Below are 20,634 nucleotides of genomic sequence, written 5' to 3' on the forward strand. Positions count from 1 at the left end.
CCGCTGCTTGCGGCGGGGATTTCTTTTATTGAACTCCAACAGATAACCTGCTTTGCAGGTTACTTTAGAAAAAAGTAACTGTCAAGATAATATTAATGGGCTATTGTTCGTATAATACGCTATAGGTCTTTTTAGCAGCTATGTTGCCGATAGCCCATTAACTTCCCCGATTTATCATAATGGACGGTAAAATAAACTGCATCTTTAGCTGGCATGTTATGTCCGTTTGCATCCTTTAAGGCAAATGATGCATGCATTGGGCCACTTCCTTCTTTCAGTGACGGGGGAAATGCAATACTGCGGGTACTAACCTGTTTTGTACTACCATTAGCGGCTGTAAATGACTGAGATGAGGTGGTTTCTTTTAATGTACATACTTCCTGGCCAGCTTTATTTTTGACTACTTGTGTTTTTTCGCTCGCTGTAGAAGGCCCGTCCCACACAACAGGCTTTGCAACTTTAGCAAATTCCTGATTAAATTTTTTATAACCCTCTACTTCTGCTTGCTGCATTTGCGCTGCTATCTCTTTCTTGAAGGCAGGATTTTCAAGCGCATCAGTTACTAGCTTCTGGTGGTTTTTTAAATAATCTTTAAACTGCTCCATGCTAAGGCCAGTCGTATCAGGATGAAGTATTGCAACCGCCTGCTTTAAAATTTCAGCCTGTTTGTTAATTACTTCCTGCCTGACAAGCGCCACAGGATCAATAACGGGGCTAGTCGGTTTGCCGCTAGTAGTAGTTAAGACTGGTTGGCCTGCTTCGCTTAATCCCCTAGCAGTTCTTTCTACTTCCCGCTCTACTGGCTGACCTGATAATGCAATTGAATCTCCGGATCGTGAGAAAAGAGGTGAAGGGGTCATAACCACACCTTCTGTGCGAACTAATTCTTTTCTTAACTCCTTATTAAGCCCAAGCTGTTTTCCACGCTCCATGATATAGCTTTCTAAATCACCTTTATGAGCAGCTTTGCTAGCACTAGTTTTTACCCATTCTAATCCACCACCTTTCTGCCCTATTCCCTTAGCTTTTTCCAATTCGGCATATGCTGCTTTTATTTGATCAATTTGCTCTTTAGACGGCTCATCACCTTTCTTTTTCCCATCTATTATTTTATCAATATCTACCTGAAGCTGCATAAGTTTGCTTACGCTTGCCATTTTTTGTTGATTGTCTTTGGCAAATTGCTCTATATTAGCAAAAGCAGCATTTATTGTTTCTTTTGGACTTAATTTAGGATCAAGTTTTACACCGCTTATATTACTACTTATTGCGTCCAACGATTTTTTTAAATGTGCAATCCCTTTCTCATCTTTATTTCGCTCCATCGCCTCCAAAAGTGCTGTAAATTCTTCCCTTCCAGCAGCTATTCCTTGGCTTAATCCTGGTGATTGAGACACTTCCTTAAAAGCATCAGCCATTTCCTGAGTGGGGATCATACCAGGATAATCACGCCAAAGTTTAGATTTTGCTCCAAACTTAAGACCCGCAACATTTTCTCTATTTAAAAAATCTAAAACTTGATTATCCTTATTCCTTACTGTACCACCAAATGCTTTGGATGTATTAAGGAGATCATTAAAAGCATGCCCAAAATCTATTCGTGCTGCACGATCTTGTCCATCTTTGGTAACCACAACAAAATTACCAGGATTAATATCATGATCCCCATTTATTATCGAACCGGCTATACCTTTTGCTATGTCCTTACGTAAGGAAGCATTTTCTGGTCCACTAATATCATATTCTCTCTTTTCGGGATTTGCTCCGCCCTTTTTTCTGCTTCCATCAACAAATTTTATATGCTGCTTATCTTTAAGTTTAATACCTGTCTTTTCTACAATAAACTCGTCTAAAGTTCTAACCTCATCCCCCTCTAGATATTTCGAAGCTACCGGGGTTCGTTTTCCAACCTTATCATATACTAATGAAACATTAGGAGCTGCTTCAAAAGAATCGGTAATTAGAATCCTACGGGCTATTTTAGAGGAAATTACTTCACCATAATTTTCTCTATCAGTCCAGTTAGCTTTAATACGCCTCTTAAAAACATTATCCTTAATTGACGGTTTTAACTGGTAATTTTTACCATCCATCTTAACACGTTTACTTCCTGTAACACCCCCGCTATCGGCTGCAGTTGTAAGATCAAACTTATTATAATCAATGGGATTATTTGCAGCTCTAGCAATTTCACTGGTAGCATCTACAAGTTTTTTACCAAGTGTAGAAATCTCTGTAAACAACCCTTCTTTATAAGCTTCTGGTTTTTGAAGCGAACGAAATTCATCTATCTCTGTTTTCATAGCCTCGATAGCATCCAGAGTTTTTTTCCTATACTCCGGATCAATACTGAACTCATTTGAAAGGTTTTTAGCTGCTTTATCAAAAACTTGATGCCATTGTTTTTGTAGGGCCGCATATTGAGAAAAATCAATAAGAGGTGGTAGTGGATCTCTTCTTTCCCGTTCCGCTTTCGCTATTTCTTCCAGATTCTGTTGCTGCATTAATTTAAGAGTTTCATCAAAATAACTTCTGCTTTTTGCTATATTTACATGTATATTCTGATCGAATTGCTCCTGTAATACTTTCAATTGGTCTTCTTTTAAAGTAAGATGGAGTTGAGTATTTTTGGGGTCTTTTAAAATACGCTCTGCATATTTGGGATTTCTGGATATAGCTTCTTGTAATTCTGCTACGTTTAATTTTTTCCCCTTGCTTAAAGCAATTTTTATATCAATCTCACAGGCCATATCTTTTAAAGATTGCTGCCTTTTCTTCATGGTCTCTGTAAAATGAGTTTTTATTTGTCCTGAAGTAACCTCCCCTTTATCAGCTCCCGGAACTTTAATTTGCTTAGCAAACTCCTGTATAGTTTTAGAATTAAAGCTTTTCTCTATTTCTGCCCACTTTGCTTCAACAACTGGAGTTAGATCAATCTCTGCTACCTTACGCAACTCAGCTGAGAACGCTTTATTCATAGTTCGCTCTTTTGGGTGGTCACGTAGAAAGTAATTTTTTTGGTATCTAGCAGGTAGAGGTTTATCAGGGTATTTATTTTTATATTTTACGCCTCCTCTATTTGGTATATCCTGGTAAGGGTTAATATCATCTGTAAAATCTCTAAAAGCAGCCCCAAAATCTATCCTGACTAGTTGCTTTTTAGGTTTTTTTCCCTTTTCTCCTTCAATATTTATAACTCCAATATTTCCTGAATGGACAGAAAAATCTCCGAGAAGAAGGGAGGTAACCATAGTCTTTTCATAACCGCTATATTCATAAGCATCATCACTTTTCCTTTTAAAAGCCGACTTTGGAGATTTCAACGAAGTTGATTCCAACCCAGCTAAGGTTCCAGTTCGTTTGGAAAAAACATAAGTGTTATCTTTGAACTCATTGCGGGTTTGAATTTTTACGAAATAAAACCATTATAGCCTTGTATTTAAAAGGTTTGTAGATATATTGAGTATTCATTAATTTTATTTAAGTAACCAAATAGAATGAGCAGAATTAGACGATACAACAAGCTTCCTACTGTTTTGAGAGAAGATGAATTTAACGAATTTGTCTTACCGCATCTTAAAAAAGGCACACGTGGTCCAAGTAAAAAGATATCATTTTTCAAATTATTTAATTACATTCTTAAACTCATGCATACTGGTTGCCAATGGGAACAGATACCAATAGACAAAAATAAAGACGGCATGCCAGAAATTCACTATACTAATATCTATAATGCTTTTAAGTTCTGGGTTAAGCACGGATGCTTTGATAAGATTTTCGAAGCTTCGGTGGCAAGGTTATTTAAAGCTGGAATGCTTGATACTGATATATTACATGGTGATGGTACTTGTACTTCTGCTAAAAAAGGGGTGACAACTTAGGGTATAATGGTCATAAACACACTAAAGGAGACAAGGTTGTACCGTTTTGTGATAGAAACTGCAATGTTATTGCGCCTTTTGTTACTGCTCCGGGTAATAGGAATGAAGGAATCCTGCTTACTCCTGCAATATCAAACTTAAAAAAGATTGTAAAACTAATAGGTATAGATCTCAAGGAAAGTACCATGAGCTTAGATGGTGTATATAATTCACGTAAAAATCGTAAAGCAATTTTTAATCTTGGCATGACTCCTAATATGCCAGAGAATAAAAGGAGTCGCAAGAAATCTAAGCGAGGAAGAAAGCAAACTTTTTGCCGGAAAATCTTTAAAGAAAGGTTTAGAACGATAGAGAGAATATTTGCCTGGGAAGATAAATTCAAACAGTTGTTACTGAGATTTGAATTCCACAGCATAAACCATTATGCTCTGAAAACTATAGCCTACAGCATGGTTAACCTGCGGCATTTTTGTGGATAACGGCTAAGCATGGATTAAACAAGGTGCGGATGAAGCTAAAGGGAGAATACTGCCCACATTGCCAAAAATTAAGCAATTTGATTATAAAATCATCAAAAATTCCAATACAAAAGCTGCAGTTCCAAAATCTTATCGACGAGAATAAAAACCCACCCGTTTTTAAACTATGAAACCAGCAATGAGTTCTAAGTAAAGTATTCTTATCATAATGGCATGCAATAGGTACAAAGTCCTCTGATAAAGCGTTATAAAGGCCTTTATCTAATTTTTTCTTAATAAATGACACGCTGGTCCTTCTTAAATAGTTGTGATCAAAAATTATCCTCTTTAACGCTTAGAACACTAACCTAATTCAGTCAGTCTTGAGTTATTAAAGAATATAACGACTTTTAGTATGGCAGTAAGTTGATGTAAATTAAAATTATTAGTTGTAAAACCAATTCAATTCAATAGCAGTTGTCGCAACGATGCTATAGTAGGGTGGCAAAGCAACTGCCAAATACACAGAAATTTTTAGAAAAACAGGAGAAAAGGCCTTATAATATCAAGTATGTTCAAAGATATTAAAGAAGGCAATCTTTAACAAAAATTTTAACATTGAGAATCAGATTAAACAGATTTCCTAATTTGCTTTCTTCAGCGCCCGTGCTTTTATTATAGTTGTGATTGCTATGGCTGATAAACCAATTATAGAAACAATTATTGCACTTGGAATAATTGAAATGCTTTTTATGAAAGCATCATTACTATATTGTCTTACACCGTCAGCCATTGCTCCGTCCCATAAATTATCTAACGATAGCCCTATCGAATTATGGAAAAACCACCCAAACGCCATAATAATCATGTTAGCAACAGCTCCGGCTAAACCGCTTCTCTCTTCGGAAACAAAAGTAGATATTTTAGCAAGCATAACTACCTGATAAGCAGAGAAAACGCCAATAACAATACAAACGTAGTCTAGGATGCCAACACTAGCAATCCCGCTTAGTATATAATAAAAGCATATAATTAAACCTATTCCGGAAGTAATTGTTACACCAAAATAATAACCTGTTTTATCAGCTACATAAGGTAATATAACGCAGCCTGCGCTCATGCCGAGTAATATAGATAAAATCAAGAAATCAGCATATACTTTATCAATAGCATAGATATTTATTAAAAACGCACTGCCCCAAGCGTCAGCAAAGCCTTCCATAGGACCGACCATTAACCCGGCAAAAAAACTGGTAAGTAATAATTTATAATTACAAATTACTGATTTAACATCTGAAATAAGATTACGCTCTGATTTTTCCTCTGTTGATTTTGGCATGATGTAATAGGTAAGGATGGCAAGTATTAGGCCGGAATATAGTAATACCTTCAAAGTAGCCTCAAGCCCAACTGACACAATAACGGGTACAATTAGATTTCCAACATATACTGCTACAATTAGTCCTACCGAAACCATCAACCCTAACATTCTAGCAAATTTTGCAGGATATATAATTCTAAATATCTGCAGCGCTCCAACAGCTGCGGCAGAAGAACCTATTCCCGTAAGAACTCGCCCGATTAAGGCACTATCCCAACCCATAGGATAAATTAACGGCAGAAGACCTATAGCAGTTAGAGCTATGCATATAGGCAATATAGCCCTTGCTCCAATTCTGCTAATTGCTATCCCTATTGGAATATGGAGAAAAACATAACCTATATAATAAAGACCAGAAAAAGAACCAAATTCACTAGCACCAATATTAAAATTTGACATTACATCATGACGAATAATATTAGGTAATGAACGTAATACACACTGATAGCAATAAAAAATTGTTATCAATAACCATATTAAAAATGAAATAATTCTATTTTTTTCTGCTGTAGGCATAATTATTTTATTCGATAAACTTTTATAATTTTTGCTTCTGAAATTGGAATAATTTTTTGGCGCAAAATCAGCGTTCTTTATTAACACATTTCTAGGAAAAATACAACTACATTAGTAATTGTATTTCTTTATAGAGCTTTCAAGCTTTCTAGAAGCTATTGTCAATTTGGTTGGAATAGAAAGAAGGGGTTAAAAAGCTAAGTTTTTGAACTTCAGGCAACAAAAAGCCTTCTGGCAATTTTATCCTAGATTGACTTTTTATACCCATAATATTCTTTATTATCTTTCGCCATTAACTCTACAGTGTTTTACCCAGAATAAATTAAGCTATTTTTTTATAAAGTTTTTACCATTGACAATTACATACTAAATAGTATATATTTATCTGTTATATAAACTCATTAGTATACAAAAATGATTTTATCTAATTATACCCAAATATGTAATGCTCTTGTGCTTTTAATGGACCCATTGATTGAGGTCGTCATTCATGATATTAAGAAAAACAAAATAATTTACATCAATGGCAGGCTTTCAGGAAGAAAGGCTGGTGACCCAAGCTTATTAGATCAGGAAGGGTTAGATAGCATAGACCAAATAGTCTATCCAAAAATTAACTTTAATGGGCGGCTTGTAAAATCAATTTCAATTATTCTGCAAGCAAAATGGTTGCTTTGCATCAATTGTGATGTTTCAATATTCAGCAAGTTAAACGAATTAAGCGGGACATTGTTACAGAAAAATATGGGTAATCAGCCACAATCTCTATTTGTAAATGATTGGCAAGAAAAATTACATGTAACTATTCATTCTTATCTGCAAACTCATAACCTGCTCTTTGATCATCTAAGGCACGGGCATAAAAAAGCAATTTTGAGATATTTATTTGATCTCGGGGCATTTAATGAAAAAAATGCGGCGGACTACATAGCAAAGGCCTTGAGTCTTGGTAGGGCAACTGTTTTTAAATACTTAAAAGAATGGAGAAAATAATGAATGTTTTTAAATTAGAGGAATATCTAGCAAAATATGAATTCTCAGCTAAGTATTTATTATGTTGTTCAGATGCAGAAAGCTTTGATATGTCGAAGATTTTAGATAGTGCATCAAGCGAAGAAAAGCATTTATGGGATAATTTGCGCCTAGGTTATACTGAAGTCTCAGGTTTACCAATTCTTCGTAAAACAGTAGCTCAAGAGCTATATCAGCCTCTCGAGGGAGATCATATCCTAATGTTTGCAGGCGCTGAAGAAGGTATATTTTGCACACTTCATGCATTAATCGAAACTAATGATCATGTAATCGTTTTAACCCCATGTTATCAATCACTCGTTGAAATCCCAAAACTAAAAGGTGCAGATATCACAGAAATACAACTCCAGGAATCGAATGATTGGCGCATTGATCTAAATGCCGTTGCAGATGCAATTAAGCCTTGTACAAAGTGCATTATAATTAATTTTCCACATAATCCTACTGGTCAAGTTATAGAAGAAGACGAACTCAACACCCTTATCGAGATATGCAGATTCAGAGGAATTTGGCTTTTTTCTGATGAAGTTTATAGGCTTCTTGGACATCCTAATAAACCCTGGGCGTCTCCTGCGGCATGTTTATATGGCAGAGCATTATCTCTTGGTGTTATGAGCAAAGCTTTTGGTATGGCAGGTCTCCGTATTGGTTGGGTTGTATGTCAAGATAAAAGAATGCTGAAAAAGATTGAGTATATGAAACACTACACCTCTATCTGCAATAGCGCTCCTTCAGAAATTTTGACGATCATATCATTGCGTAATAAAGATGTAATACTAAAGCGGAATAATCAGATTGTTACTGATAATCTAAAACTTTTAGATCAGTTTTTTATAGATTATGTAAATATAATTGAATGGGTGCGTCCACAAGGGGGTTGCGTTGGTTTTGTAAAGTATAAAGGCGCTGAACCTATTGACTCTTTTTGCGAAAGATTGATGTATAAGCAACATACCCTTCTAATACCTGCATCAATTTATAGCTATAATAGTAACCATTTCCGGATTGGTTTTGGCAGAAAAAATATGCCGGAGTGTCTTGACCAATTCAGGACGTTTTTGCGCAATGAGAATATTTGACCTTAAAAAATTAAGGAAATATTAACCTAAGGCTTACTCTTATCACAATAGAGCTCTTAAGGTTTCTAAATTTCCGCTAGCAATAGCATTTACGTGTTTAGTAATTTTTTCTATAGGCCAATCCCACCAGGCAAGTTCTAAAAGAAAATCTATAGTTTTCCGCTCGAATCTATTTCTTATTAATCTTCCTGGATTACCTCCTACTATTGTATAAGGATCAACATCTTTCGTAACTAAAGCGTTACTGCCGATAATAGCGCCATGGCCGATTTTAACCCCAGGCATAATAGTAGCTGAATTACCAATCCATACATCGTTACCGATTACCGTATCACCTTTGTTTAAATCATTACTTGGAGCATTACTCCAACTTTTGCCAAAAACTTCAAAAGGATAAGTAGAGATACCGTTCATTGCGTGGTTTGCGCCATTCATTATAAAACGTACGCCGCTAGCAATTTGACAAAATTTGCCGATTATTAGCTTATCGCCGATAAAATCAAAAAGATATAATACATTCTTTTCAAAATTATACACGTCCTCTATATCATCATAATAGGTATAATCATCCACTATAATTTGGGGATTGGTTATAATATTTTTTAAAAAACATGTTCTATACCAATTTTCAATTGGATAAACTACATCAGGGCTAACATATTCTATACTATCTGTCATATAATTTATGTTTCATATCAATTGTTAGGTTATTAACTGTATAAATGCTAGAATCTAAACTTTTGGCTTTATAATAAACTTTCTAATTAGGTAATGTCCCAAATAACAAAAAGGTGTATCTGCGAGAGCAGCTATTACTTTAAAAACAATTGAATTGGTTGCTACCTTATAGTAATTTTCCCAAGCTAAAATATTGGCTAAACAAAGTATAGTTAATACTAATATCGTATCTAATATTTGCGCAAGTATTGTACTGAGGTTATTGCGTAACCATAAATGCTTTGAGTCAGTCAAAGTTTTCAAATAAGAATAAACCTTAACATCCAATAGCTGAGCAAAAAAAGTAGCAACTACTGAAGCAATTGAAGCTATACCATATACACTAAACATTTTATGAAAACTACTATCATCAACATTTGACCAGGAAGTTGCAGGAAAATAATCGCCTATCATAATTAGCCCCATAACGATAAAACTGCATAAAACTGACATTTTTATCATGTGGTTTGCGTATTTATTACCATAGAACTCGGCAGTTAAATCAGAAATTAGAAAAGTAACTGGATATAAGAGAACACCGACAGAGAGTTCAAATTCTAAGGATAAGATATTAACTGTAACAAATTTTTGAAAAATCAAATTACCGGTAATAACAACAGTACAAAATAAACTGCAGAAAAATATATATAATTTTACCGATTTATCCATGTCTACGCCCCTAAATCGGTAAATATAAATTCATCCATTACACATCTGTTTTAATATTCAGCCTTTTCAAAACTTCCTGATAAGCATTAATCACATCGTCAGGATTAGTTTCTGCTATTTCATAACAGAGCTTTTGATTATTATACATATCCCATAATTTGCAAGTATCCGGGGAAATTTCATCGGTTAGCATTATTATATAGTCTTCACCATTGAAAACTCTGCCAAATTCCAATTTTATATCAACAAGCCTTATACCGATACCGGCAAAAAAACCCGTAAGAAAATCATGTACCCTAATAGCTACTTTTTTTAAATCTCTTATTTCTTTTTTACTTAACCAAGAAAAGCTATATATCTGATGCTCATTAATAATAGGATAGTTTAAATCGCCGTTCTTTACTCTAAAATCTATGATAGGGGAATCAAAAACAAAGCCATCTTCCATACCGAAATCCGTAACATATCTACCCGAAGCTAAAGAAGATACATGAACTTGAACAGGATACACATCTACGAATTGTATTAATTGCTGACGCATATTATTTTTTTGAATAAAATGGGTTTCTACACCTATCAATTCTAGTTTCTGCATTAAAAATGCAGAAATGCTGTTGTTAATAGCCCCTTTACCCGATATTACTATTGAGCTTTTATCTTGCAGTTTTAAAGTATCATTAAATGACATAATAAGGGCGTAATCTTCATCAGCTTGATAAAGGGTTTTACTTGAGCCGGTATAAATTTTTTCCTTCATTAGTTTTAAATATTAGAATTGAGCATGAATTAGGAAATAACTATTTTATAGTGGTTATACTTTTTTGAGCAAGCTTTTTTAAAGCTTAACCATACAGCCATTTCATTTTAATCCTAATTTAATTTGATAACTTAAACATATTAAAATTAAAATTTTCTGGCATCTCTCCAACAATCGACAAGGTCGGCTTTGAAGCAAAAATTTTCTCAGCACATTCAGTTAAATTACGCGTGTTTATATTCATTATTACGTCTAGCACTTCATCAGTAGAAAAATATTTTCCAAAAAGAGCAAAATTTTTACCAATTTCTTCCGATTTATATTCAGTACGTTCTTCTGCCATTAAAATACTCGTCTTAATTTGTGATTTAGCCCTTTGTAATTCCTCTTCTGAAATGTGTTCTCGAATTTTATTTATTTCAATTATTAAATTAGTAAGTAACTTTTCTACATTTTGATGGTCGCTGCCAGCATAAATGCTAAATATTCCACTATCATAATATGAGCTGTTAAAACTACCAACTGAGTAAGCTAGCCCAAGAGTTTCCCTTATCCTTTGGAATAATCTTGAAGAGAGACTACCGCCGAAAATAACAGATAAAATTTGAGCATAATAAAATTCAGCTATATTAGAATATGGAACACTTTCAAATCCAAGCGCAATTGATGTTTGTTCAAGAATTTTCTTTGTATGGACAAAACCACCTTTATACTTAGCTGGAGCTATTTTAGGCGAACTCAATGAAGATCTTACTAATAAAAAGTACTTTTCCGCCAAATTTATTACTTTATCATGAGAAATATTACCTGCTACTGAAATATAGATATTTTCAGTAGTATAATATTTTCCTAAAAAATTTAAAAAATCTTCTTTTTGGAATTTAGCTAAATTTTTTGCATCACCCAGTATAGACTTACCAATTGGTTGCCCTTCAAACGCTAATGAGTAGAACTTTTCATAAACCAGCTCATCGGGATTATCATTAACACTTGCCATTTCCTGCATGATAACGCTTAATTCCTTCTCTATATCGGCCTTAGCGAATAATGAATTTTGTAAAATATCAGCAAGTATTTCAAGTGCTTGATCAAAATTTTCATTTAAAACTTTGCTATAGTAGACTGTATGCTCACGGCTAGTGTAAGCATTAAAATAGCCGCCTATTATATCAAATTCCTTCGCTATTTCTTCAGCACTCCGAGTTTTTGTACCTTTAAATGCCATATGCTCCAGAAAGTGAGAAATCCCAGATTCTTGCCTCGATTCATACCTACTACCAACTTTAACGATAATATTTATTGAAACTGAGCTTACATGCGGCATATTAAACGTTACAACATTTATGCCGTTAGATAGTTTGCTATTTTGAAAACTCATAATTTATCAATCTTTTTGTATGGATGTTATTAAGGATATTAACTAATTTTTTACCAACAATTTTAATATCATAATTACCTATTGATCTTAAGTAAGTGGAGGATGATAATTTATTTGCCTCTTTCCGAACTGAACTCTATTTCTGTTAATAATCCACCTTGCTTGTTTCTGGCAAGCTCACCCGACCTATTTTTTAATTGTTCATTACCTAAAACTTCTCTGGTTTCTATTATTTCATGCTTGGTAAATTTTTCTGCATATATTCCTGACCAAACTCACTTACTTTTAAATAATCAATTTTTCCACTTACCAATATTGGAATTTCTTTAATAAATACTATAATTTGGGGAATATATAGTTCTGAAAATCCTAATTCTTTAGCCTTGTTAACAATTTCTGCCCTCGTTAGATCCTTAATCGTAGTAAATAACATAATCTGCTCCTCGTTATTACCATCCAGGACAGAAATAGCTGCACTCAGCGACTCATTACCTTTTATTTTGTTTATTAATTCTTCTAAAATAGCAAATGAAACCATTTCTCCGGAAATGTTAGCAAACCGTTTTTCCCTCCCTAAAATTGTTAGATAACCGTCCTGGTCAATAGTTGCTATATCCCCAGTATCATACCAATTATTACCTAATCTTTCCACAAATGGTGCTTCTATTACACCTGGATTCTCAGGCTTTATATAACCAAGCATTATATTTGGCCCTTTAACGCAAAGTCTTCCTCCATTCTCAATATTCTTAAGCGGTTTAAAAAAATACTCGATTTTTGGTAAAAACCTACCTACTGACCCTGCTTTATAATGCATCGGAGTATTTACAGCTATTGCCGGAGATGCTTCAGTTGCACCATAAGTCTCAAGTATTCTGATTCCAAATTTATCAAGCCAGATTTGCCTTGTTTCTTCCTTAAGCTTTTCTGCTCCTGCTATAACATATCTCATTGAATAAAAATCATATGGATGAGCGGAAGAAGCATAAGCCGCTAAAAAACTATCAGTTCCAAACATTATTGTTGCACCCACGTCATAAATAACTTCAGGAATTATTCTATGATGCAGTGGAGATGGATATAAAAATGTTTTAACGCCTCCGAGCAACATAATTATTGATGTTGTGTAGCCGAAACTATGAAACAGCTGCAGAGGGTTAAAAGCCAAATCGTGCGGGTTAAAATCGATTATAGAAAGTATTTGGCATCGATTAGACTGTATATTTCGATGAGACAAAGCAACTGCTTTTGGCTTTCCTTCCGTTCCAGATGTAAATAATATCACTGCCGGTAGTTTATCATCCCTTTTGGGACAAATATATTCATAATACAGTTCTGGAAATATGCTGCCGATCATTGCTTTTATTTTTAATAAAGGCGTAATATTTGCTTTTAAATCTTCCAGGTATATAAGCTTTATTCCCTGTTTTAATAACGAATCAATAAGCTCTTCAAGCCCTGCTGTTTTTACAAATTTCTGCGAAGTATAAATGATTTTAATTGTGGCCGTATTACAGCTCGAAATGACGTGGTTTATGCCTGCAGTAAAGTTAATTATTGCCGGAATCCTCCCCATTGCTTGCATAGCAAATAAACTAATTATACTATCAACCATATTAGGGAGCATTAACCCAACTTTTTCTCCAGCTTCTGTTTGTTTTTCAATTAAACTACTAAGAACAAATGATTTTAAAATCATAGATTTATAGGTAGTTTTATTACCTTCTATATCCTCCAAGATCTTTGTGTTCATCCCAAACAATTTTGCAGAATTAATCAACGATTGGAATAAGGTTTCCTTATAATCCGAACTTTCAAACATCATGTCTCTCATTATGTCGTAAAGAGCTTGACTAATATATTTTCTTCTATCCCTACTGCTAAGATTTCCTAGAGGATTAACTTTTACCGGAGGGAGAATAGTAATAGTAATTTTTCTTCTCAAAGAGAACCTAGTTTTTAGCGTTTTACGAATTTTTGAGAAACAAGTAAACTCCGTACCGTGAACTCTTATTGGTAGAATTGTAGCATTAGCTTTATCGGCAATCATAGCCGGACCTTCATATACTTTCATTAAAGCGCCGGTAAGGCTAATTCTTCCCTCAGGAAAGATCGCAATTTTTTTATTCTTTTTTACTTCTTCAATTAAGCTCTTAATTGCCATAGGATTATTCGGATCAATCGGATAGGTACGGGCTAATTTAAGAAAAGGCCTTACCCACCATTCTTTAGAAACTCCTAAATTAATAGCAAATTGGATATTCTCAGGTATGTAAGTAGCTATCAAAATGGGATCAATATACGATAAATGGTTTGCAATTATCACTGCTTTTTTCCCAGCTTTTCTATAATTTTCCATCCCCTTTACCTCAACTTGGTAAAATAGGCTAAAAATTAGCCTAAAGATCGCTTGTAACATTTTTAGGGATATGATTTTACTATTTGGAATCAACTTATATATATGAAGAGCAACAATAAAATTTAAAATACTTATCGTTAAAATTACCGACGGTATTGAGAATTTCATATAAAAAAGTAAGGATAATATAGCAGTAGAACCTGCCATAAAGAATGAATTTATTAAATTATTTGCAGCTACTACCCGGCTTCTGTGAGCAGGGGAAGAAAAATACTGCATCACAGCAAATAACGGTACTACGTAAAAGCCACCAATAGCGGAAAGGCAAAAGAGATCAAATAATATCCGCCAATAATGTAATTTCGATAAAAAATCATAAATACTTTTTAAATGCTCCGGACTATAACTAATCTCGGCAATATGCGTAGCAAAATATAGATCAATACAGAAAATGCTTATTCCAACAGCTGAAATAAAAACATATTTGGTTGTAATATTATTAGCCAAAATCCTATTACATACAAATGCCCCTACTCCTACCCCAACGGAAAATACTACTAAAAACAAATTAGCTACACTTTCATCCGCCCCTAAGGTGTCCCTTGCTAAAAGAGGTATCTGAGCTAAAATTGCAGCCCCAATAAACCAAAACCACGAGATACCTAGAATAGCTAAATAAACTTTATTCTTTGAATAAGCATATTTTACGATGTTAATGTTTTCATTTATAATATTTAAATTAATCCTAATATTAGGATTTGTATTGCCGGAAGCGGGCATAAAAAAACTAGCTATAAAACCTATAAATGATACAACAACAGCAAATCCGACAACTAATTCACTTTCAAAATTATAAAACCCGCCTATTATAGTACCAAGCATTATGGACATAAAAGTTCCAGCCTCTATGTAACCATTAGCACCAAGTAATTCTTGTTTTTTTAAGTGGTCAGGCAACACGCTGTATTTAATTGGGCCAAAAAAAGTTGAATGTATCCCCATTAAAGTTAGAGCAACGAATAAAACAACTAGATTTACACTGTAAAAACCGTAAGCTGAAAGGAGTATTATACCTATTTCTGTAGATTTTATGATTCTAACAATAATAGTTCGTTCATAACGATCCGCTATTTGCCCTGCTAAGCTTGCAAATAGCACAAAAGGAGCTATAAACAAAACATTAGCAAGCATAACCAACATATAAGGTGCTATAGTTAGACTCTGGGCTATTTTAAATGTAATTAAAATTATAAGAGCATTTTTTATAATACTATCGTTTAGACATCCGCAGAACTGTACAATAAATATTGGTAAGAATCTTCTGTTTTTAAAAAGATACAGCTGGTTAGAATCCATTTACTTCCCTAAAAAATTATTGGGAAATACTATGTAATTTATCATTACTTGTCAAACGAACTGTTTTCTATTTACGCAGTGCTTCATATACAATTTGGGCCAGCTCTTTGTTTATTCCTTCTACTTTTGTTAATTCATCAACAGTAGCATCTGACACGGCAGCAAAAGATCCAAAATAACTTAGCAATCCTTTCTTCCGCATTTCACCAATTCCCGGTATATTATCTAGAGAAGAAATCTTTATAGCTTTTGAACGTTTTTTTCGGTGGTTTTTTATAGCGAAATTATGTGCCTCATCTCTTAGAATTTGCAAGTATTTCATTACCGGTAAGTTTTTATCTAAAGTAAATACCTCTTGATTTGGCCTATGAAACTGCTCCCTCCCTCTATTTCTATCTACTCCCTTAGACATGCATACAAATGGTATATTTAAACTAAATTTTTCCAGTACTTGCTCTACTATGTTCATATGTCCCCTGCCGCCGTCTATTATCATTAAATCAGGTAATCTATATGGCTCATTTCTTAGCCTATTAAGTCTTCTGGTTAAAACTTCCCTAAGCATTGCATAATCATCGCCCCCTCCTATATTTTGGGGTTGGTCTTTTATTGTAAATAACCGATATTCTTTTTTATCAAAACCCTCCCTACCCGCAACAATCATCGCCCCTATAGCAAATGAACCCTGTATATGGCTATTATCATAAACTTCAATACGATTTGGCAAAGCGGGCAAATTAAATAATTTTTGAACTTCTTCTAGCGCATACCGGTTTTTAGCGGAGTTTTTTAGATGTTGTTCCAACGCAATTCTTGCATTTTCCAAAGCAATCTGCATAAGATTAGCAGTTGAGCCAGATTTTTTTGATACCTCTATTTTAATCTTTATACCGTGTAATTCTTTTAGTGCTTTTGCAAAAAGGTTAGGATCATTAATAGAATGGCTTAAAATTATGTTTTCAGCAGGAATTTTATCTTGATATAATTGCATGATGAATGCTTCCAATATTTCAGAAATATTCTGGCCTTGGGTGTGCTCGGGGAAATAAGGATGGTTACCGCAAGGCTGCCCTGCCCTGTAAATATAAAGCTGCACACAATACTCACCATTAAGCTCCGTTATAGCAATTAGATCTGTATCTTTTATAAAGCCAGTAGTTTCCGCTTTTAACTGTATATAACTTAAAGCCTTTATACGGTCACGTATTTTTGCTGCTTCTTCAAAATTTAATTCCTCACTTAACGATTGCATTTTTTGAGCAAGAAGATTCTGTAAGGATTTGTTTTTTCCTGATAAAAAAGTTTTTACCTGTTCTACAAGTTCATCATAATCTTTTTTTGATATCTTGCGGGTACAAGGAGCAGAACATCTGTTTATTTGATATTGAAGGCACGGCCTTTTTCGAGTCGAAAAATAGGAATCAGAACATGACCTTAATTTAAATATTTTTTGTAGCTCTAACAAGGTAACTTCAACCTGTTTAACAGAAGCAAAGGGGCCAAAAAATTTTCCGTTTTTAAGATCTCTACCTCTATATTTAATTAATTGAGGAAAGTCATGATCAAGCCGCAGTTTAATATAAGGAAAAGATTTATCATCTTTTAATAAAATATTAAACCGAGGTTTGAATTTTTTTATTAATTGTCCTTCAAGCAAAAGTGCTGACGATTCCGAGTCAGTAACACTATATTCCAGATAATATACTAGGGAAATCATGGTTGAATTTTTACCTTCAAGATCCCCGGTATATTGTTTTAAACGATTTTTAAGATTCTTCGCTTTGCCAATATAAATAATTTTTTTATCTATATCTAGCATACGATACACCCCCGGGTGGCTTGGCATTTCCTCCAAGCGAGACTTTATAAGCTCTTTACCCGATAATATATTATCGCTCAGACTTTTTTGGTATTGGGTCATAACCTCCGTCGCAGAAAGGATGGCACTTTAATAGCCTTCTTAAAGCAAAAAACAACCCTTTTATTGTACCATGAGTATTTATCGATTCATATGCATATTCAGAACAAGTTGGGTAAAACCTGCAATTTCTACCAAGCCATGGTGAAATAAAAAATTGGTAAAACTTAATAAGTAAGGTTAAAATAAATTTCATAATCATACTTGCAAAAGGTATATATAACCATTTCTTTAGCTTAATTTATAAGTCCAGATTCTTTTTACAGTAAAGGGCCTTTAATTATTGCTATTTTTTATCTTAGCGGAAATTTATAAGTCAACCCCATAGTAAACTCTCCTACTCCTATAGTCTTTTTAATAGGAGTAGCTTCATCAAAAGAATTTGTATTATTTAAAGTTTGATACTTTACTTTAATATTATTAACTACCTGCATTTTTGCACCAAAGTCAATAGCCAGCTTATCGGTAATATCTTTACTAAACCCTAACCCCGCTTGCCATGCAAAACAATTTTGATTATTTTTCTTTATTTTAAAGTAAGGAATATCAGCGTTTGGTTTAACTGAAATTTTAGCCATACCAACACCAAAAATAACATAAGGCTTAATGCTTAGTGAAGTCATTTTCTGCATTTCATAAATCAAATTCACAGTAAATACATTAGAAGTAACCTTTGTAATTCCGGATGTTTCTGGAAGGACACCCACTCCAGCCACTAATTTTTCTGGTAATCTATACGCCATTCTATACTTTGGTTGATAAGTGCCAGAAATTTCTATCATCATGTTAGGATAAAAGCTATATCCTATTCTCCCACCATACATATGTGACTTTTTCAATCTCATTCTGGTATTTGATTCTTCATGCCTAAAAGATTTTTTTATTGGATCTGAAAGCCCAAACTCAGTACCGATATATACATATCTATCCATATGATTATCCAAAACATCTTCAGCATATGCAGCATTTAAAAACGTTACACATAACCCAAAACTACAAATTATATTTTTCATAAAAAATACCACTTCTAAGATAAAAACCAGGCCAATTATATATTTCTCCATTAAGCCGTCAACTAGAAAACCAATAATTCTGATTGTTAAAATTTTATTCTTAAATTCGTTGTAATTACCCCAATATATAGGTGTCTTAAAGAGAAAGTTAAGTAATAACTTGAAATTACAAACGACATAAATACATAGGCAATTACCCACGTCACTAATAGGATATTGATAATTTAACTTAGCTCGTACCTAAAAAGAAGTAAAAATATACGCATATGTTCAAAAATCACATAAACTAGCGGTATTTCAAATACGGCGTAATAACCTGGTAAGCAAGATAATAATAGGCAAAAGGTAAGAGTATCCACTTAAGTTATATATAATAAATATCATTATGTTCGGATAGGAAAATATACTAACCTAGTCAACCATTTTAAGCTAGTATCCATTTTTATCACAAAAGATTCTACACCTCTATATCTGTTATAGATTATGCGTTTTTAAATAAAAAAATAAGCCAGGTTTGCTACTTGGCTTATTTTTGATTCTTGGATTTGCAGAATACTAGGAAATTACAGACTTAACTTAGCACCTATTAAAGCTACAGTTCCACGCGTTTTCTTTTTCTTAAGATTACCGTTATCATATTCAGGTTTTCCTTTTAAACTAAAGCCAGAGATCTCAGCATAAGGTTTAAATCCAGGAGCAAGTTTATAGTCAGTACCAATAGTGACACAATCTACAGTATTTTTATACTGGTCTGAACGGAAGTATGTTAAGCTGGTAGTAAACGGCCCTTGTTTATAGGCTACCCCACCAGTATAATAAGTAGTTTCTCTACCTGTTCTATGGAATTCAGGACTAGTTAAGCTTTTACCTAAAGATCCAAAAGAAGCTGCATAAGAAAAATTCCCAGCATTTAGAATAGCCCCTATATTATAGGTTCTTAAATCTTTTAATTTTTTATTATTCAAAGTTATAGGTTCTTGTTTATCAGGATCAGCCTTTTTGGGATCAGAATTACTTAAATCATTATTACGAAACTTCTCTATTTTAGAAGCTTTACCATATTCACCGGTTAAAGCTAACTTTAAGTCAACTCCATCTGATATATTCTGCTCTAAAACCACACCTCCTGAAATCGCATCTTTTACGGATGTATCAAGCTTAAAGTACTCATTAGTAGCTACACCATTTCTGCCTATCTTTCTTATGTCAACTCTTGTTGAATTTTTAGTCGGATCATCAGCACCGGTATTGGAAGAATCAGGAGTATAGGAAATACCCATTTGTATCTTTGCCCCCTGGCCAAACTCGAATTTTGGCGTATAGTATGATACCCTTCTACCCGGCTCGTTACTATAAGAGCGGGTTTCAACAGCACTAACTAGCTTATTATCTAGGAAAAACTCACCGAATGTTGCAAAAGATGGACCAAAATCATATCCCTGTTTTAAATCAGTAGAATCGAACTTCGCATATCTATCCCAATCACCGCCAGTAGCCGAAGCAATTGCACTACTATCAATAAGCATATTGCTAGCAGCATCCATTGGAGAGCCAGCTTCTACTCGCCCATAACTACTATCCAGGTAGATATGAGAGCCGTTATAAGTGGCAGAGCCTTTTCTTTTTGCTGTCGGTACTAGAACTATTTTTCCACCATAAGTAATATCATTTACTTGGTTTGATATATCAGTAAATAACGCAGCATCGTTAAAAAAGGCAAAAGACTTTCTATTGGCAGACACATTTTTATCGTTCCCTGCAAGATGGTTCTGATTCCTATAACCGCCCTGAAAATGTCCATAACCGGACAATTTTACCTTTAAATCAGATGTAACAGGCATACTACCTGATTCTACATCGCCTGCAAGCGACATCTTGGAAAAACCAAATAAAACAGAAGCTATCAACATAACTTTGTTTAATTTTTTTATATTAATTTTCATAACTAACTACCTAATTTTTACTGCTAGATTATTAAACCTTTGTAGCCCTTTATTCTGGCACATATAAGAAAACTTAAGTTAGCACTTAAAGATTATCTTAACTCTTAGACATAAAACCAGAGGTTCAACTAAAACACCATGATAATTTAGCATAAAACAGCTGACATAATCAATAAC

General features: G+C 33.9%; 15 protein-coding genes. 3 read left to right on the forward strand and 12 right to left on the reverse strand.

All coding sequences use genetic code 11. The annotated features are described in order from the left end of the window. Positions 1-131: 131 nt before the first annotated feature. The gene (locus N3Z16_RS01225; RefSeq protein WP_282486436.1) at positions 132-3,338 is read right to left on the reverse strand and encodes a Sca4 family protein; all 3,207 of its coding nucleotides are present in this window, start codon (positions 3,336-3,338) and stop codon (positions 132-134) included. Positions 3,339-3,497: 159 nt separating this feature from the next. On the opposite strand from N3Z16_RS01225, the gene N3Z16_RS01230 reads away from it, so the two are divergent. Further along, a complete protein-coding gene (locus tag N3Z16_RS01230; RefSeq protein ID WP_282485819.1) occupies positions 3,498-3,881 on the forward strand; it encodes a hypothetical protein in 384 nt (127 codons plus the stop codon). A gap of 10 nt (positions 3,882-3,891) precedes the next feature. Here N3Z16_RS01230 and N3Z16_RS01235 read toward each other — a convergent pair whose 3' ends face one another. Next, positions 3,892-4,296: a hypothetical protein gene (locus N3Z16_RS01235; protein WP_282486437.1), complete on the reverse strand. Its 405-nt coding sequence runs from the start codon at positions 4,294-4,296 to the stop codon at positions 3,892-3,894. A 686-nt stretch (positions 4,297-4,982) separates the two neighbouring features. After that, the gene (locus tag N3Z16_RS01240; protein ID WP_282486438.1) at positions 4,983-6,236 is read right to left on the reverse strand and encodes an MFS transporter; all 1,254 of its coding nucleotides are present in this window, start codon (positions 6,234-6,236) and stop codon (positions 4,983-4,985) included. Between the two features lie 414 nt (positions 6,237-6,650). Here N3Z16_RS01240 and N3Z16_RS01245 point away from each other — a divergent pair, with 414 nt between their 5' ends. Together N3Z16_RS01245 and N3Z16_RS01250 are read left to right on the forward strand one after the other, a co-directional pair. After that, positions 6,651-7,229 (forward strand): helix-turn-helix transcriptional regulator, encoded by a 579-nt coding sequence (locus tag N3Z16_RS01245; RefSeq protein WP_223938668.1) that lies wholly within the window; start codon positions 6,651-6,653, stop codon positions 7,227-7,229. Further along, positions 7,217-8,347: an aminotransferase class I/II-fold pyridoxal phosphate-dependent enzyme gene (locus N3Z16_RS01250; protein WP_282486439.1), complete on the forward strand. Its 1,131-nt coding sequence runs from the start codon at positions 7,217-7,219 to the stop codon at positions 8,345-8,347. Before N3Z16_RS01245 ends, N3Z16_RS01250 begins: the two co-directional genes overlap by 13 nt. Before the next feature lie 42 nt (positions 8,348-8,389). On the opposite strand, the gene N3Z16_RS01255 is transcribed toward N3Z16_RS01250, so the two are convergent. The 9 genes from N3Z16_RS01255 to N3Z16_RS01295 form a co-directional block, all read right to left on the reverse strand. Beyond that, positions 8,390-9,025 (reverse strand): CatB-related O-acetyltransferase, encoded by a 636-nt coding sequence (locus N3Z16_RS01255; protein ID WP_282486440.1) that lies wholly within the window; start codon positions 9,023-9,025, stop codon positions 8,390-8,392. A 54-nt stretch (positions 9,026-9,079) separates the two neighbouring features. Next, positions 9,080-9,733, reverse strand: a complete 654-nt coding sequence (locus tag N3Z16_RS01260; RefSeq protein WP_223939091.1) for a queuosine precursor transporter — start codon at positions 9,731-9,733, stop codon at positions 9,080-9,082. Positions 9,734-9,770: 37 nt separating this feature from the next. Further along, positions 9,771-10,490 carry a phosphoribosylaminoimidazolesuccinocarboxamide synthase gene (locus N3Z16_RS01265; RefSeq protein WP_282486441.1) on the reverse strand — a complete coding sequence of 240 codons (720 nt, stop codon included), beginning with the start codon at positions 10,488-10,490 and terminating at the stop codon, positions 9,771-9,773. A 118-nt stretch (positions 10,491-10,608) separates the two neighbouring features. Beyond that, on the reverse strand, positions 10,609-11,868 hold the full coding sequence (locus N3Z16_RS01270) for a M16 family metallopeptidase (protein WP_282486442.1): 1,260 nt from the start codon (positions 11,866-11,868) through the stop codon (positions 10,609-10,611). A gap of 229 nt (positions 11,869-12,097) precedes the next feature. Next, positions 12,098-15,583, reverse strand: a complete 3,486-nt coding sequence (locus N3Z16_RS01275) for an acyl-[ACP]--phospholipid O-acyltransferase (protein ID WP_282486443.1) — start codon at positions 15,581-15,583, stop codon at positions 12,098-12,100. A 67-nt stretch (positions 15,584-15,650) separates the two neighbouring features. Then, positions 15,651-17,504, reverse strand: coding sequence for an excinuclease ABC subunit UvrC (gene uvrC, locus N3Z16_RS01280; RefSeq protein WP_282486444.1), 1,854 nt, complete (start codon positions 17,502-17,504; stop codon positions 15,651-15,653). After that, positions 17,473-17,697 (reverse strand): membrane protein insertion efficiency factor YidD, encoded by a 225-nt coding sequence (gene yidD, locus N3Z16_RS01285; RefSeq protein ID WP_223939086.1) that lies wholly within the window; start codon positions 17,695-17,697, stop codon positions 17,473-17,475. The genes uvrC and yidD overlap by 32 nt, the downstream gene beginning before the upstream one ends. 97 nt (positions 17,698-17,794) lie before the next feature. Beyond that, the gene (locus N3Z16_RS01290; RefSeq protein ID WP_282486445.1) at positions 17,795-18,565 is read right to left on the reverse strand and encodes an outer membrane protein; all 771 of its coding nucleotides are present in this window, start codon (positions 18,563-18,565) and stop codon (positions 17,795-17,797) included. Between the two features lie 512 nt (positions 18,566-19,077). Continuing rightward, a complete protein-coding gene (locus tag N3Z16_RS01295; protein ID WP_282486446.1) occupies positions 19,078-20,457 on the reverse strand; it encodes a porin in 1,380 nt (459 codons plus the stop codon). Positions 20,458-20,634: the final 177 nt, after the last annotated feature.

Origin of the sequence: Candidatus Megaera polyxenophila (assembly GCF_029982035.1) — a bacterium.
Lineage (GTDB): Bacteria > Pseudomonadota > Alphaproteobacteria > Rickettsiales > Rickettsiaceae > Megaera > Megaera polyxenophila.